Origin of the sequence: Calothrix sp. NIES-2100, from assembly GCF_963875285.1 — a bacterium.
Taxonomy (GTDB): domain Bacteria; phylum Cyanobacteriota; class Cyanobacteriia; order Cyanobacteriales; family Nostocaceae; genus Aulosira.
This window is the reverse complement of the sequence record NZ_CAWNLA010000001.1, coordinates 671303-687600: the sequence shown is the minus strand read 5'-3', so window position 1 is coordinate 687600 and position 16298 is coordinate 671303. Positions and strand designations below refer to the sequence as shown.

11 protein-coding genes are annotated in these 16298 nt (G+C 31.9%); 8 read left to right on the top strand and 3 right to left on the bottom strand.

Annotated elements, in window-relative coordinates; genetic code table 11:
• Window positions 1–14 precede the first annotated feature (14 nt).
• A complete protein-coding gene (locus AACU32_RS02755; RefSeq protein WP_096597644.1) occupies window positions 15–1442 on the bottom strand; it encodes a terminase large subunit domain-containing protein in 1428 nt (475 codons plus the stop codon).
• A gap of 3 nt (window positions 1443–1445) precedes the next feature.
• Entirely contained in the window at window positions 1446–1844 is a 399-nt protein-coding gene (locus tag AACU32_RS02750; protein WP_096597642.1) for a hypothetical protein, read from the bottom strand.
• 55 nt (window positions 1845–1899) lie between these two features.
• Between AACU32_RS02750 and AACU32_RS02745 the strand changes: the two genes are divergently transcribed.
• The 8 genes from AACU32_RS02745 to AACU32_RS02710 all read left to right on the top strand — a co-directional run bounded on the left by AACU32_RS02745 (window position 1900) and on the right by AACU32_RS02710 (window position 14045).
• The gene (locus tag AACU32_RS02745; RefSeq protein WP_096597640.1) at window positions 1900–2253 is read left to right on the top strand and encodes a hypothetical protein; all 354 of its coding nucleotides are present in this window, start codon (window positions 1900–1902) and stop codon (window positions 2251–2253) included.
• 38 nt (window positions 2254–2291) lie between these two features.
• Window positions 2292–3737, top strand: coding sequence for an anti-CBASS protein Acb1 family protein (locus AACU32_RS02740; RefSeq protein ID WP_096597638.1), 1446 nt, complete (start codon window positions 2292–2294; stop codon window positions 3735–3737).
• A gap of 262 nt (window positions 3738–3999) precedes the next feature.
• A complete protein-coding gene (locus tag AACU32_RS02735) occupies window positions 4000–5223 on the top strand; it encodes a DUF2213 domain-containing protein (protein ID WP_096597636.1) in 1224 nt (407 codons plus the stop codon).
• 45 nt (window positions 5224–5268) lie between these two features.
• A complete protein-coding gene (locus tag AACU32_RS02730; RefSeq protein ID WP_096597634.1) occupies window positions 5269–5778 on the top strand; it encodes a structural cement protein Gp24 in 510 nt (169 codons plus the stop codon).
• 59 nt (window positions 5779–5837) lie between these two features.
• On the top strand, window positions 5838–6797 hold the full coding sequence (locus tag AACU32_RS02725; protein ID WP_096597632.1) for a major capsid family protein: 960 nt from the start codon (window positions 5838–5840) through the stop codon (window positions 6795–6797).
• Window position 6798: 1 nt separating this feature from the next.
• A complete protein-coding gene (locus AACU32_RS02720; protein ID WP_096597630.1) occupies window positions 6799–7047 on the top strand; it encodes a hypothetical protein in 249 nt (82 codons plus the stop codon).
• Between the two features lie 73 nt (window positions 7048–7120).
• Window positions 7121–10480, top strand: a complete 3360-nt coding sequence (locus AACU32_RS02715; RefSeq protein ID WP_096597628.1) for a DUF1565 domain-containing protein — start codon at window positions 7121–7123, stop codon at window positions 10478–10480.
• Window positions 10481–10547: 67 nt separating this feature from the next.
• Window positions 10548–14045: a glycosyl hydrolase family 28-related protein gene (locus AACU32_RS02710; RefSeq protein WP_096597626.1), complete on the top strand. Its 3498-nt coding sequence runs from the start codon at window positions 10548–10550 to the stop codon at window positions 14043–14045.
• 187 nt (window positions 14046–14232) lie between these two features.
• On the opposite strand, the gene AACU32_RS02705 is transcribed toward AACU32_RS02710, so the two are convergent.
• Entirely contained in the window at window positions 14233–14577 is a 345-nt protein-coding gene (locus AACU32_RS02705) for a hypothetical protein (RefSeq protein ID WP_096597622.1), read from the bottom strand.
• Window positions 14578–16298 lie beyond the last annotated feature (1721 nt).

Sequence of the window (16298 nt, the reverse complement as noted above, 5' to 3'; positions counted from 1 at the left end):
TTAATAAAATATTTTTAAGTACCCATCAAATTTTTAACACCCTTGTTAACTTGAGTAAATGCAAGTGATAGAGCATCACCAGTATCACTGATTAACGGAACACCTGGAACACCTTCAAATTGATTAATAACTTTTAGAAAATCATCTGACCAGGGTTCATTTACTATGTAAAATTTACCTTTTTCAGCAGCTTCTGCACAGGGTAACGCTCTAATAGCCTTAGAACCTTCAGGTTTTACACCACGTACCCGATAAGCTTTTAACAATGGTTTAAAACTGTTCTCTAGCCATAGAATGCTTTGTGAACCACCTTCAAGTTCTATAAATACTGGTACTGATTTAGGTTGTTTTTCAACAGTTGAAATTACGTAATTCTGAGTTGAATGTGCATCTTTCTTGCATGGATACCAATTTAAAATGTAAAAATTTTCTTTATATTTCCCGATTAATACACCAACCGTGTAGCAACTAGTATCTTTGTCAGTTGCGGCAAAGTCCCAAGCTATTACTTGATAATCAAAATATTTTGGTAAATCGTTCTGAGAAATTTTCTTAAACCATGAAGCTTTGAAAATACTGTTGGCATTTGAAACTGCTGGGATAGTGTCTAATTCTTCTGATGCTCCATCACCATACTGCTCATAAATTTCTGATACCCATTTATTTTCATTTTCTTTAGTCCAGGGTTGTCCACTTGTTAAACAAATACGTTGATACAAACCCTGGTTAACAGCATCTTTAAAAGTGTTTTTCTGCTTATAATATTTTTCTTCACCTTTGTTTACAGCTTCGCAAAGTTCATTAAAAGGATTATCAATACCATTATGAGTTGATACTATAAAAACCTTACAACCCCAAATGAGCATTGATTTTACAGCTTTCAAAAACTCTAAAGGATTTGTGAGGAACGAAAATTCATCGCATAGAACATTTCCTTGTAAACCTCTGATAGAACTAGGTTTACTAGATAATGCCATCACTTTTTTATTAGACTTAAAATTAATTCTTAAACTTAAAATAGAGTCTTTTTCTGACTCGTATAAATCTTCTTTGATTTCACTAGCAGCTAATTGAAAATGTTTAACCCAATAGCTACAACTTTCTAAAAACTCTTTAGCCATTGACAAGCTAGTGCCAATATAATAAAAATTTTTACCGTTTTGTTTAGCAGCCGTTAAAACAGCATAAGCAGCTAACGCCCAGGTTGCCCCGATTCTTCTAGATTTTTCCCAAATTAATATTTTATTTTCTGGATTTTCGGCAGCTTTGTAAAATTGTTGTTGATAGGGAAAAAGTATCGGTGGTAATTCACGGAATAATTTATTATCTTCGGGTAAACAATCGGAAACTTCCCTAGATATTTTATCGATGTTATCCAGGGAAGTTTTATTGATATTCAGAACCGTTTTAGGTTTGATTTTTGTTTCTAAGATAATTTTCATTATTTAGGCATTATCAATTCCTAATAATTTACTTTTTATTTCAAAGATCGCTTCAGCGCTCAAACCACCACTAGCTTTCTCGGATTCTTTTTCGTTAACAACTGCCGGATTAATTACGATATATCCTGCTCTAGTTAACTTCTCTATAGCAGCTTGATCAGTCATAGAATTAGCAACAAGTTGTAGAACCCAATTAGGTGTTGGATTTAATGTAGTTTGCTTATCAATATTGGTGCTTCTAGTAACTTCTACAGGAATTTCATGACCATCTTCATCGTATAAAGATTTTACAGATTTTTTCTGGCTGGTTTTAACAGTTTGGGTAGTTTCACCTTGTTCTAGTAGCGTTTTAACTCTGTCTAAAAATAATTCTTCAATCTCTGGTGTAATTTTGATAAACATAATATCTTAAATTCACTAGTATAATATAAATAACTATAACTTAATATTATAATTCATGTTCAATAATCTATCGACAGCATTAGAAACTGTTAAAAGATATCTTCAAATTGATGATTTAGATAGTACCGAAGATATTTTCTTAACAACATTACTCGAAAATAGCACCGGAACTAATCGAGAAACTAACCAAAAAGAATATAGACCTTTTTATGTTTGTGCCAAATTTAGAAAATTTAAACCAGCTAATAATGGTGTTATTGAAATGTCAGGTACTGATACTGTTAAATTTCAAGATCCTGAGTTAGTTATCCAGGGTTTTATCGAAATGCAACAAGAGCTAGATAAAGCCTTGATTAATATTAAAACTAATATTGATACTAGCCATAGATTCAGCGTTTTTGTTGTCTAGAGTAAAAAGTGACTTTTTAGAATTTAAATTTTACAAATATGGTTTTAACTTTAAAAAATGATTCCAGATATCTTTTATCAATGTTCAGTAGCCTATATGCTGAAAAACTTAACAGCAATACTACTGTTGATGTAAATATCTCTAGTCCTAGTTTATCCAGGCAAGAGCTTAATAATTTATCTAGGACAAACGGGATAATTAAACGTGCTATTTACGAATATCCTAAATCAGCATCAAATTCTTGGATAGATTTAAATTTCAGCAAAGAAACTAATCTAAAAAACCAGGATGTTTTAGATTATTTAATGCGTATTCCATACTATACAAATCTCCAAAAAGCTGTTCATGGTTATGGTGCTAGAAATGCTTTTAAGTATGCCTCTGGACTAGCGCGTAAACTTGGCAGCGCTTTTATAGTTCTTGGGATAGCTGATGGCAACGATTTATCAGAACCTGTTAATTTAAACAATATTCAGTCAATAGACTGGATGTTTGTTTATGATTGCTATGACTTAACTAGAACAGTCATTAATGATCAAGAATTTTTTCAATTATCAAATGATGCTAATCAGTTAATACATCCTAATAGAGTTCTAAACTTTTATGGTAATAAGTTAGACACTGAAATCGAGTATGTAAACTCAAATTACAGACATGATTCAGTAATTAATTTGATGTTTGAAGCTTTCAGCAACTGGGTTACAGGTTCTAAAGCAATCTATGAAATGCTTTTGACTGGTAATATGTACACTTTTGGCATCGAAGATTTATCAGAGGATGTTAAACGTGATATTGACCAGGGTACAACCGAATATCAAGATTACATGCGATCGCGTGCTGAATCTGTAAAAACTGGGATGTCTGCAACTAACTTGTTGATTTATGACAAGATGCATGAATTAGTTGAAAATATATCTAGAAATTTTTCAGGAACCAAAGAAAGCTTTGAAGCGTTGCAAGATACTCTGGCTTCTGTTGTTGATATGCCACGCTGGAAACTTTACAACGAATTTGGTACGGCAGGGTTAGCAGCGTCTGTTGAATCAGCGAGAATTTTACAATTTAATTGGGCTATTTCAGTACAAGATTGGCAGATAGAAAACTGGCTAGAACCTGTTTACAAGTTATGTCAGTTTTGCATGTCTGCTAAAAATTTATATGGTTCAATTGTTGATAACTTTGGTGAAAACTCAATAATATTTCCAATTCAATTGAAGCTTACAAAGCTTGAAGAAATTGAATTGGAAAACTTGGCTATGGATAGAAACCAAAAGTTACTTTTAATGGGTGCTATCAGTCCTGATGAAGTCCGAAAACAGTATGAAAACTCAGTTTTTAATCCTAATATTACCCTGGATAACAATCTATACAAAGCATATCAGAACAAAAAAGAACAAGAACAGAAAATGATTTTAAACCAAAACAATTTAAATAATAAAGATAATTCAGGAAATAACAAAAATGATAAAAACTCTAGTAAATAAAGTTGTAACTTTACCAGCCTATGAAGTCTGTTTACAAATCGAAAGTTACAATAAAGAAACTGATTGTTATTTACTTCACGACTTTCATTATCGCTACAAAACATTGACGATATCTAGACATTATTTAATATCTTTGCTTGATTCTGGATTATCTAAAATATTGACTTAAAATTATTTTCTTGACATATTGTAAAAAATATAATATATGCTATAGTATTATAAGTTAAACTAATACTATAGCAAATCTGTATTAAGTTAAATAATGAAGCTTTTCAGGATAGATTCAAATAACAAAAAACTGGAATGGCAAAAACTTGATAATGGTTCGTACAAAGCCTATGTGACACTAGGTATTGCAGATTTACCATTAGAGTACCAAGACATTTCTGGTAACAAGTATATTGAAACTATTACTGAAAATGAATTATTTAACGATGATAGTTTGCTAACTGCTCACGGTTTACCAATAACTTTTAACCATCCTAAATTTGGCATATATAACCAAAACGCCGAAAATATTTTAGTTGGTTCTACCCTGGAAACTTATTTAAGACAAGACAAAGCTTTATTGATGCCAGCAATTATTACTGATAAAAGAGCGATCGCTCTAATCGATAATGTGTTGGAAAACAATCAAAATATCTTTGTTGAATTAAGTCCAGGGTATTGGTTAAAGGATAAACAGTTTAACAAAGATTCAAATGTTTGGGAGCAAATTAACCGAACTTACGATCATTTAGCTTTGTTGAACCCTGGTGAAGGTAGAGGCGGTCAAAAAATTATTTTAAGAACAGATTCAAATATTTCTTTGTGTACCAGTCTAGTTACTGAAAACACTATTGAAAGTTACGAATCTGATTATGGTATCCAAACTATTGAAACGGAAATTGCAACAATGACAACTCGGAAGATCTCTTATCAAGAAAAAGATTATGAAGTTCCAGTACTTCAGCAAGATGGAAAAGATTACGTAGCTTTTTCAGAAGTTCAAGCACTGTTAACAGATTCAAATCTAAGGATTGATTCTAAACAGAAAAATTTGAAATCTGAAATCGATTCAGCTAACGGTAAACTAGCAGCTTTACAAATTCAATTAGATTCTAAAGCTGAAATGATCACTTTAGATCAAGCATCTGGAATCATTTCTGAATCAATCGAACTTTGGCAAAAAGTCGAACCAATTTTTAAAGCTGATTCTAAAGATTTCAAACCTGATTACAGTCTAAATCCTACACAAATCAAAGAACTTTATATCAAAAAGTTCCATCCCTCTATTAATTTAGATAATCAATCAGCCGTATTTGTTGATGGTGTTTGGTCTGGCATTAGTCCAGGGATTGTAAATCAAGTTAAAGATAATGCTTCTAACAAAGTTCAAGCACAACTTGACTCTTTGAAATCTGCTAACACTGTCCAAACAGATTCGGCCGATGATGAAATTGAAAAAGCTTATAGAGAACTAGAATCGCGCGTAAGTTCTAAATAGTTTCAAAAATAAAAAGTCACTTTTCAAAATTCAAGGTAAACAGAAATGCCAATCGGACAAACTAGCGTAAAGTATACGCAAGATTTTGCATTATTTGAAGGACAGGTACTCTCTAACCCTGGTGTAAATGTTGTTAGAGAACGTTATAACCTTTCTGGTGCTGTTATTCCTTTCGGTCGTGCTGTAGTTGTCGGTGGTACTAAAAATGCTGTAATTCTTCCTAATACTACAGGATTAACACCAGTTGGTTTAACAATCATCAATCAATATCATTCAAGTCCCGATCTTGGTGATAATACATCAATTATTGGATATCCTGATAAATCCCTGGTTAGTATTGTTACTCGTGGTGGTGTAGATGTTGTAGTTTATTCTGCAACCGCTACAGATATTGATGATCCTGTGTTTTTTAGACATGCTAACGGAACGGGTTTAGCTGGTTTTGGTACATTCAGAAACTCTACAGCAACCGATTATACAGCTTGGACTGCTGCAAGATTTGTTAAAAAAACCAGTGGTGCTGGTTTAAGTGTTATCAATATCGGTGGTTTCTAAAATTCTAGAAACCTTTTAGTATTTTGCAAACCATAATCAGATAATCAGAACAAAATAATATGGATGGAATTATACAAGCTGGGCACTATTTAAGACAGCAATTAAGAGAAGTTACACCGGACATTATTAGAACCCAATACCCTGAGTTATGGGGTTATGAAGGTAAACATCATACTGTACAGATGAATTTACCATTCGGTTTACGCGAAATTTGGCAATCTAGAATCGATCATTCTGGTGTTGCTGTAAATTTTGGTGGTAAAGCTACCGATATTCCTTTAGCAAATTTTGGTATCGGTGCTGATAAATACAAAACAGTTATCGGTGTTTTAGGTGCTGAATGGGATTGGATGGAATTACAATCTCAAGAACAAGCCATGAAAGCCAATTTACCTACAGTAGATTGTGTAACCGAATATCGAGCAGCACTTGAGAAAGGTTTACGTGAATGGGTACATTTAAAAACCCTTTTTGGTGACACAACCATAGGGTTTAATGGTTTGTTTAATCACGCTGAAATTGAAGTTATTGATACAACAACAAACCTTAATACAGCAACATCCAGGGATTTACAGAACTTCTTTAGAGGTATTATTAAAGACTTCAAAAAGAATTCTAGATTAACTGCAAGTCCTACAAAGATTCTAGGATCTATCGACTTAATTTATGCTTTGAATGCACCATTTACCGATGCGGCTGGTGCTGTAACTGCTAAAGGTTCAGCTAGAGAAGCGTTATTAACTAGTGGTGATATTGCAAGTATTGATGAAGTTAATGAACTTTCCAATAGTTACTTATCTCAATTTGGTGTAACTGCTGCTAGCACAACTAAAGACGCTTTCATACTTTATGAACCATCAGCCGAAACATTGTATAAGCGTCAATCTAGAATTCTAACAACTCCGGTTGGTCTTAAAGATGATCAGATGACTTATAGAACTACCGGACTTGTAGCAGTTTCAGAAGTCATTATCAAACGTCCATATCGAGTTAAAATTTACACTTATCCTAAATTCTAATATGGCAACAGTAACTTATTATCCTGAAAGAGAAAATAGAAAAGCTGCTAGAACTTTTCTATTTGATGTCAACAAAGTGACTTTAAACCCTGGTGAAAATGAAGTTAATGATAACTTAATCAGTAAGTTCAAACAACTTGAAACGGTTCAAGAACTTGTCGAAGATGAAGTTATTAAAATTACTGAAATTGTTGTTAATAACTCAGTTTTAAAAAGACCACCAGTTGTTGATGACGAAGACGAAGAATAGCTGATAATTTCGAGATTCTTTGTAAAATCCCTGGTAATAATCAGGGATTTAAACTTTAAATATATTTTTGATTATGCCTTTAATTGATGGATTTATAGGAACTTCAGGAACCGATTTATCTGGTAGAACTGCTTATAACGGTTCAACATGGACTAGAACCAGAAACGATGGTGATAATACAAATTCAAAATTAATCATAAGTCCATCGGGGCGTGTAAGACAATGGAAAAAAATAAATGCTTCAAACTTTAGTGTTCACGCAAATAGTACACAAGTTAACACCACAAATTTTTATGAAGTTTTAGGCATTTTTAAATGGTATGGAGATCCTGATTTAATATCTTCAAGCCGTTCAAGTATTGGTTTTGGTTTAAGATATTTGAATTCTAGTAATAGTGGTTATGCTGCTACTATTAGATATTCTGAAGCGACTGGATCAACAAAATTATTTGCAATTTATAATTTACAAAGTAACCAATATCCTAAGCAATCAGGAACTAATGAGAGTAGATGTCCATTAGTAACAGGACATAGCTATGCCATAATTATTCAAGCCGTTTCCGGTGCAATAAATGCTGGTGTGTTCAGTCTAACAACTGGTAAATGGTTAAGCGGTGGGCTGTTTGATACCATTTCAAATACTTTAGTAGTTTCATCAAAAGTTATAAACCCAAATATAACCCAGGTTGGTACACCTGCTATATTTGCAATTTTTGATCCGGCAACAAATCCTGCTGATGATGTTTCTTACAGCACTATACAATTTCACGGTGCTGTCAGTGATGTTTTGTCTGAAGTTCCAAAATTAACTGTGGTTTCAGCACCACAGCAAGGTTTATCAGGACAAGCATCGACTAACTTTACTTTAGGATATACAGGGATTTTAGCACCAGGGAAAAATTATACTATTGTTCCCAGCGATTCGGGTGCTGGTGGTGTTTTTACACCTTCAACATTTAATATAAGTACTACAAACACTACAGTAAGTTTTACTTATAAACCACCATTATTAAATCCAACCGATCCGCCTCAAGAAATTCCATTATCTTTTACGGCTGATGGTGTTTTATTAACCCAATCGAATTATACTAGTTATTCTTCAAACACCAATATTACTGATGATGGAACAAACCCAACATTTGAATATGTTGGATACACTAGCCCTAATTTTAGGGTAACAATCAACGGTGTAAATCTGCCAACAACTGTTAACTTATCTGATAACAGTAATGGTGTTTTTACTCCAAATACTTTAACATTTACCTACCCTGGACAAGAACTAACTTTTAAATACAGACCTAATAGTTTAGGTGATATCACATTATTTATAACGGGTAATAATTTTACAACAAAAACTTATAACTTTCAGGGATTAACACCAACAGTAGATATTAAATCAAGTCCAAATGTTGCTTGGCTCAACTATGCTAGTAAAACTTTCACTGTTGGTTTAAATGGTGGTGTTAGTCAACTGGCCGGTTCAATACCTTTAACTTTTAACTCTAGTGGTGGAACTTTCACACCTGCTAATGTAACTTTAACTGGTGCAAATCCTACAGCGACTTTTACATTTACACCAAACACTACTGGCAATAAAACTATTACGATATCTTCAATATATGCAATATCAGCAACTAAAAATATTTTTGTTGGATTAAAACCGACAAAAATAACTTTAACTTTACCTAGTAAAAATAATTGTGAAATCAGCCAATATTCAGAAGCTTTTAATATTAGTGTTGATGGACTTGTTATCGATAATATAGAAGTTTTAGTAACTGATAATAATAAAAATTCTATAATTCCAAAAATAATATTTAGTAACCCTGATCAGATACCAAATCCGGTAAATAGTAAAGATTTTATAATCAAAGTTTGCAACTCAGAAGCATTTATATTAACTGCAATATCACCAGGATTGACATCTAATTCCGTATCATTTACAGGAATTTTGGACACAACTAATTATGATAGAAGTTTCATATTTAATGATGATTTTGAAAGAGGTAACACAACCTCATTGGGAAATGGTTGGTTACATGGTTCTCAATATTCTTTAGTTGATGGAAAAGTTGTCACAACTAACAAAACATTATCTGATGTTATAACTTTTTTCAGAGGTCAAGTAGTCAGAACCACTGTTAGATGTTTCCTAGATGAAGAATCTTTTACATTAACAAGTGCAGAATTAAACGCTTTTCATAAAGTTATTGTAGGTGATACGGTTCTTGGTAATAAACAAATACCGACAAGCACAACCGTTACAGCGAAAGCATCTAACAATTCATTAACACTTTCTAAAAAACCGACAGACAGTAATCCTAAAGACTGTTTAAGAGGTATTAGTATTGTAAATTCTGAAATAGAATGTGAAATTCAACCACCATTAAGTTATCTTTGGAATCAGATACACACAGCAAGAATTATCAGCCGTAAACAAGAAAACAAAGACGCTAAATATTTTGTAGATATCAGTGCTGAAAACAAAGGTTCAACAATGGTTGTGATAGCATCTTTATTTACAAAGATTTCAACCAGGGAAAAGCCTGATAGAATTTATGTAAGAAAAGTTTATTTACAAAATACAGCACACACTTTCAGATTTACCACAATAACTTATGATTCTACAACAGTTTTAGAATTACGTGCTATTAACCCTAATAATGGAATAACAACTTTTATTTTTAGGGTTGTCAACGGTGAACCTGAATTACAAAAACCTGGTGATATTGGTATAAGCCACAATGGTGTTGCAACATTTAATAGTTTCTCTTATTACTCAATAACTACTAAAAAGAAAAATTCACCATTAAATTTTTATGTAGATATAAATAATGGGAATGATAACAACAATGGTAGTTATTCAGCACCATTTCAAAATATTTCTAAAGCCTTAAGTAAATATGAAAAAGGTAGAAATCTGATAATTGTAATCAGACCAGGGACATACAACACAACATATACAGAAGAAAATCCATTAATTCTTAGGGATGGTTGCAGTATTGTAGGTGAATCAACAGCACCAGTAATAAAAGCAAGTGTCTTAATTGATCAGAGTTCCGATAGTTCTTTAAATAATTTGATATTTGATGGTAACAACTATCAAATTAAAAAAGCTGTGACAATCAGAGATGCTTACAATTTTATTTTCAAAAATATAGAAATTTACGGATACCGTGAAACAGCTTTAGATATTCAGCGAGTATCAGAAGCCGAGTTTAGCGATTTTAAAATAACAGACAGTAGTTATAGCAGCTTAATTCTAGGTTACATTCCAAGCTTCAGCACCGATAAGCAAACATCAGTTATTTTATTTGGTTTCTTGTTCAAAACGATTTTTAGAGATTTTTATATAAACACCCTGGACTCTAGAGGTGGTCAAGCTTTCTTGGCTTGGTCTGAACATTGGGAACGTTTGAATAATTATTTATAATAGTTTTATAACAATTCTATAATATTTGTTTATTTGTCTGACAATTCAAAAAGTGACTTTTTAAAATATGGCAGAAAATATTATATTTCCAAATAACGCTAACTTGCTGATTCCTAGAAATTTTACAATAAATGGACAAAATTATACAGCAACAATTAATCTTAGAACCGGACAACCTTTTAATATAGACAACACTGGTGCAACTGATGTTAGTCAAGAAATGCAAGATTTTCTTGACTGTAAAATGACTTATGGTGGGAACAGAATTAATTATTTACCCAATGGAACATATTTAGTTAGTAAAACGTTGTATTGGGCTGGTTATCTATTTATAAACAATGTTGCTCTTATAAATGTCACTGTAACTGCTGGTAGTAATATAATCACGGCTAGTTCAGGAACTTTTACAAATGTCCAAGTAGGTCAATCTGTTGTTGGCACGGGTATTCATCCAGGGACAACAGTAACAGCAGTCACAAATACGGCAAGTATCACAATCAGTCAAGCAGCATGGACAAGTTTTAGTGAAGGAAATAGACAGAAGCGTCAAATTTTACAAGGACAAAACAGAGAATTAACTAAAATCAAGCTTGCAAATAATTTAGGATCAAATTTTAATCAAAAAGCTGTAATCAACACGGGTTTAATTCCTGCACAGAGATTTAGAAATGCTGTCAGGGATTTGACAATAGATATAGGTTCTGGAAATCCTTTAGCTATCGGTTTGCAATTTTGTGCGCATAACCAAGGTGTAGCCAGAAATTTAAATATTATTTCAAGTGATCCTAATAAAGCTGGTAGAGCAGGTTTAGATCTTAGGAATACCAATGAACCTGCACCGATGCTTTGTAAAGATATTATGATTGATGGGTTTGATTATGGTGTTTGGGCTTGGTCTGGTGTTGGGATTACTTTATGTGATATTACAGTAAAAAATCAATTGCAATACGGTATTTATAATACTAGTGGTAATTACGGTGCTACCCTATTTATGGAAAATATTACATCTATAAATAGTGTTCCAGCATATTACAACATTTACGGTAATAATTTTACAGCTTGTGTTTCCCTGGTCAATTGCAATTTTCATAACAATGGTAATCCTACTAATGCGATCGCACTAAGTACCAACTGTTTAGCATTTTTTGCAAGAGGTTTGAACATCTCTGATTATGCAACAGCTATCCAAAATACTGCGGATGGTACTAATTTAACTGGTAATATTTCAAATTACGAATATTACACAGGAATGCTAGGAACCGGAACAAATACCAGTCAGACAACTAACTTGGGTGTTCCTGATAATATTGCATTACCAATTGAACCAACACCAGTAGTAACTTGGGAACAAGATTTTAGTAAATGGGTATGTCCCCAAGATGTTGGCGGAGTAATTTCAAGCACTGTTGATCAATCAACTTTTATCCAAGCTGCAATTGATATTCCGGGTAAAAATACTATTTATTTTCCGAGAGGAACTTATTTAATTAACAACAATATTTATATTCGTGGTGATATAAAACGTTTTATTGGTTGTGAAGCTTCCCTGACTGGCATTGGAAAAATAATAGTAGGTGATGGTTCAAGTAACACAGTAATTATTGAACGCTTCGATGGTCTTGCAGGCAATCAAATTCAACATTTAACTAGCAGAACTTTGATAATATCTAGTGTTACTTCAAACACTGATAACGTTAGGACTTATACAAATATTTCAGATGATTTAACAACTATCGGAACAGGAAAAATATTTTGTGAAGACTTTGTAACCGATTCAATAGAAATGATAGGTAACAGAGGATTCTTTAGACAATTTAATCCTGAAACTGGCAGCAGTCCTGACAAATTAATTTTAAGAAATAGTGCTTGGTTATTTTGTGTCGGAATGAAAACCGAAAAAAATCCGACACCAATAAGATTAGAAACTAATTCTAGATTCGATGGTAGCTGTTTTTTCTATTCGACAAGTACTAATGAACCTGCTAAAGTTGAACCCTTGGTAGAACTTACTGATGCTGAGGTTTCTTTAACTTTTACAGAATCCGTAAATAACAATAAACCATTTTTGGCTAATGTTATCGAAGAAAGAGCGGGACAAGTTAAAATACTTTATAAATCTTCATCAGGAACTACTGGTGAATCAGTAGCATTGACAACTGTTAGAAGACTTCCTAGTGATGATATAAATATCAATGATATTTCACCAGGGTTTGTAGACTTGGTGATTGAAAACGGTAGTATCGTTGTAGGTGATGTCAACAATGCTTGGAATGAAAATTTAGAATTAAAATATAGAACCCAACAATCAGCGATCGCTATCCATTTAGCAGACTTTAGGAATTCTAAAATTCAATACAATCAATTCAATGGAATGTTGTCTATTTGGAATTCCAAAAGCAGTAATATATTAATTCAATATAATCAATGGGATTATGAAAAATCTGATAGTACTGGGTATTGTATTGGATTACATGATACTGGTTTAAAAGTACAATTCAACATTTTCAAAAATTACGGATACGCTTTTAGAAATGTATTAAATATAATCCCTGGTGCTTATGTTGATAACACAAACATGCCTAGCCCTACCATAAACAACAATATATTTTGTAGACCTTATTTAAATTCTGTAGCTCAATTTGGTGGTAATAAATTTACTAGTTTTCCTTTTAATTTCTACAATAACACCGTAATCTTAAACAGTAGTTATTCAGCTTTTAAATTTAGTTACGGCTTTAACAATTCTAGTGCTATTTCATCAACCACAGAAGCCACCAATGTTTATAGTAAATTCCAAAATAATATATTCATTTGTAATTCTGAAAGTGTTGGCAGCACAGGATTGGCTACAGGAAGTGTTACCATCAGCTACAATGCTTTTCAAAATACCACGGTAATCGGAGCAAATACTTTAAATGTTCCGGTAGATTTTGAAAGTACAAACCCTAGCACAAACGTATGGGAATATAAATTAAGATCTACAAGTATTTTGATTAATGCAGGTATCCCGATTACGGATATAACACCTATATCTGCGGTGTCTATAGGTGCGTTGCAATATGGTAATCCCTGGACAATCACACAACCAGGTAAATTTAAAAATACCATGAATGTGTTGCCAGAATACGAAATACTAGCAACACTTACATCGGATAACAATCAAAATATATTGCCAACAATTATGAATATGACAGCAACTAAGTTAAATTCGATAACATTCCCAGATTATCAAAGACTAGAAACGCAGTTCAAATCTGGTGAAACTTTTGCTCAAAGAACATCTTTTTTGAGTAATGGAATGGTTCTATCAATTACCCAAAAAATGAATCATGAAGAATTAGAAAGTCTATTAAATTTTTATAACTCTGTTGGCGGAACCCTAAATAGTTTTGTTTTACCAGAGGAATTTTATAAATTACCTCAAATAATCCAAAACCGAATTTACAATTTAAACGCTATACAAAAATGGAAATTTGAAAAACCCCCAATAGTTAGCCCGATAGTTGCAAGCTTTTTAAGAGGTTGGTATCAAATCGAAATTTCATTAATATCTGTTATCAGATAGTTCAAGATTATCCGATGATTTCACAAATTCTATAGAATTACGTGAATTATCAAAACCGATGTTCAACTTAACAATCAAATCTAAAAATGGTTGAAAAATTACTAAAAGTGTAGCTGCAATTAAAACTCTTTCGGTGATTTTTGAACGAAAGAGTTTTACAATACTACTTTCAGTTCTACTATCTAGATTAATTATCATCGTTATCTACCATTTTTTCAGAATAATAATCTTGATCGTCAATGCTATCAATATTATCATTCAAAAAATTATGGACTTTATCTGACTTAAAGTAGATTTTTATAATTTCAAAAAGTTTTTTTTGTCTACGTTCTATCCTAATTATTCTTTGATTTAAAATTGTCCATTTTTTAGGAACATCCCAATACTTAATAAGCACAAGTAACATTAATGCTGCACCAACCATTAAAGCAGCTAGCTCTTGCTCAACGAGTCTTTGTACAGTTTTTAAAACTAAATACTCTATACTAAGTTGTGATTCAGCATCAGCAAAAACAAATAAATTTAATAACATAAACTTATACGTCAGTAAATCTATTATATTTAATAGTTATCTAAGACACAATAGGTATTTACACTATTATGTAATTTTGTCAATTATCTTTAAATAATCTTTACAATATAAAGTTTGCTAGAATTTTAGAAATAATTTAGCAACAGTTATGACTAGAAACAAAATTGTAATTTTTTCAGGAATACTGGTTTTATTAATAGTTGTCAACGCAATAACCTACATTAACCAAAGTTGCTCAAAAATAATTAAAGAAGCTGTAGACCAGGGTGATATACAAGTTTTACAGGATATCAACTCTGGTAGAAAATATTGCAGACCCGCAGGAAAATTATTTTAATTTGTCAGACATTATAAAAAGTGACTTTTTAATTTTAAAAATATAGAATTTATTGTCTATAGCATAAAAGTTTAAATTTGTCAAGGGTATTTATAATAATTTTCAGATTTTGTAGCCAGATTGAAAACTACAAAAAATATTTGGTTGTTGGTTTCAATCCCTGATAGGGATTATTAGGTATCGCTAGATTCATTACTGAGGAAGATTACAAGGGCATAGGTTTCAATCCCTGATAGGGATTATTAGGTATTGCTAGAATTACGTAATGAGGCTGTTGAGTTTTTACGTAAGTTTCAATCCCTGATAGGGATTATTAGGTATTGCTAGTTTAGGCTTTTTAGTGCTGATATCCCTATTAACGTTTCAATCCCTGATAGGGATTATTAGGTATTGCTAGATTTTTAGCTGGGATATCTTACGCTCCAATTGGTTAGTTTCAATCCCTGATAGGGATTATTAGGTATTGCTAGGGCTACCTTTTGAAAGTCTTTGTCTATAAGGTTTTCACGGTTCGGTTGCGTCAATCTACTTAAAAATATCATTACAGCCATTAAACTGTCAAGGTTTTGGTCAAATAGCTATAGATCAACACTGAACCAATCAATTCAAAATCAAAGCTTTTCTAGGGCATTCTAGACCAGGGTAAAAGCATGTATGAATCTAGGGTACTTAGATAATCTAGAACCTTTTAACTATCTATTGTCATTAAAACATCTTATTGCAAATAACTGTACTAGAGTATTTATGCTTATTAAGTACTACTGTAATAGTACAGATATTCTCAATAAGCTCAATATTCTCAATAAGACCACAAAATTTTTTGTAGTTTTTTGTAATGGTTTTTGTAGAAATTACAAACTACAAAAACCTTATGTAGCAAGGATTTTGTAATAGTTTTTGTAGATTTTGTAGTTTTGAGCCGGATATAAATCTCTACAGGTGTACTAGTACAGGTGTACTATCAAAGTGTACTAGTAAAATTTATACAAACTAGTACTATCAAAGGCTTATAGAAATCTATGATTTAATCTGGCTAGAGAAAAATAATCATAAATTTTTGTAGTCCAGGGTAGTTGTACTAACAAAAACCTGAGTAAATCATAAAAAATCTAAATAAGTATTTTTACTTATAAATTTGTACTAGTTATATAAAGGATAAATTAATATAAGTTTTTCTTATACTTCTTTATGTTTTATATATGTAATACAAATTAAATAGATTATTTGTACTAGTTTAAGTATTTATAACTATTTAGGTTTTTGTTAGTACAACTACCCTGGGCTACATAATTTTTTGATTATTTTTCTCTGACCATAGAAAACTAGATATTCATATAAGTCTTGATATATAAGATTTTCTTGTACTACAAAACTACCTGTTTTT

Bases quoted from the DNA above. Each gene is read 5' to 3' on its own strand.
- AACU32_RS02755 (WP_096597644.1), bottom strand. From the start codon at position 1,442: ATGAAAATTATCTTAGAAACAAAAATCAAACCTAAAACGGTTCTGAAT.
- AACU32_RS02750 (WP_096597642.1), bottom strand. From the start codon at position 1,844: ATGTTTATCAAAATTACACCAGAGATTGAAGAATTATTTTTAGACAGA.
- AACU32_RS02745 (WP_096597640.1), top strand. From the start codon at position 1,900: ATGTTCAATAATCTATCGACAGCATTAGAAACTGTTAAAAGATATCTT.
- AACU32_RS02740 (WP_096597638.1), top strand. From the start codon at position 2,292: ATGGTTTTAACTTTAAAAAATGATTCCAGATATCTTTTATCAATGTTC.
- AACU32_RS02735 (WP_096597636.1), top strand. From the start codon at position 4,000: ATGAAGCTTTTCAGGATAGATTCAAATAACAAAAAACTGGAATGGCAA.
- AACU32_RS02730 (WP_096597634.1), top strand. From the start codon at position 5,269: ATGCCAATCGGACAAACTAGCGTAAAGTATACGCAAGATTTTGCATTA.
- AACU32_RS02725 (WP_096597632.1), top strand. From the start codon at position 5,838: ATGGATGGAATTATACAAGCTGGGCACTATTTAAGACAGCAATTAAGA.
- AACU32_RS02720 (WP_096597630.1), top strand. From the start codon at position 6,799: ATGGCAACAGTAACTTATTATCCTGAAAGAGAAAATAGAAAAGCTGCT.
- AACU32_RS02715 (WP_096597628.1), top strand. From the start codon at position 7,121: ATGCCTTTAATTGATGGATTTATAGGAACTTCAGGAACCGATTTATCT.
- AACU32_RS02710 (WP_096597626.1), top strand. From the start codon at position 10,548: ATGGCAGAAAATATTATATTTCCAAATAACGCTAACTTGCTGATTCCT.
- AACU32_RS02705 (WP_096597622.1), bottom strand. From the start codon at position 14,577: ATGTTATTAAATTTATTTGTTTTTGCTGATGCTGAATCACAACTTAGT.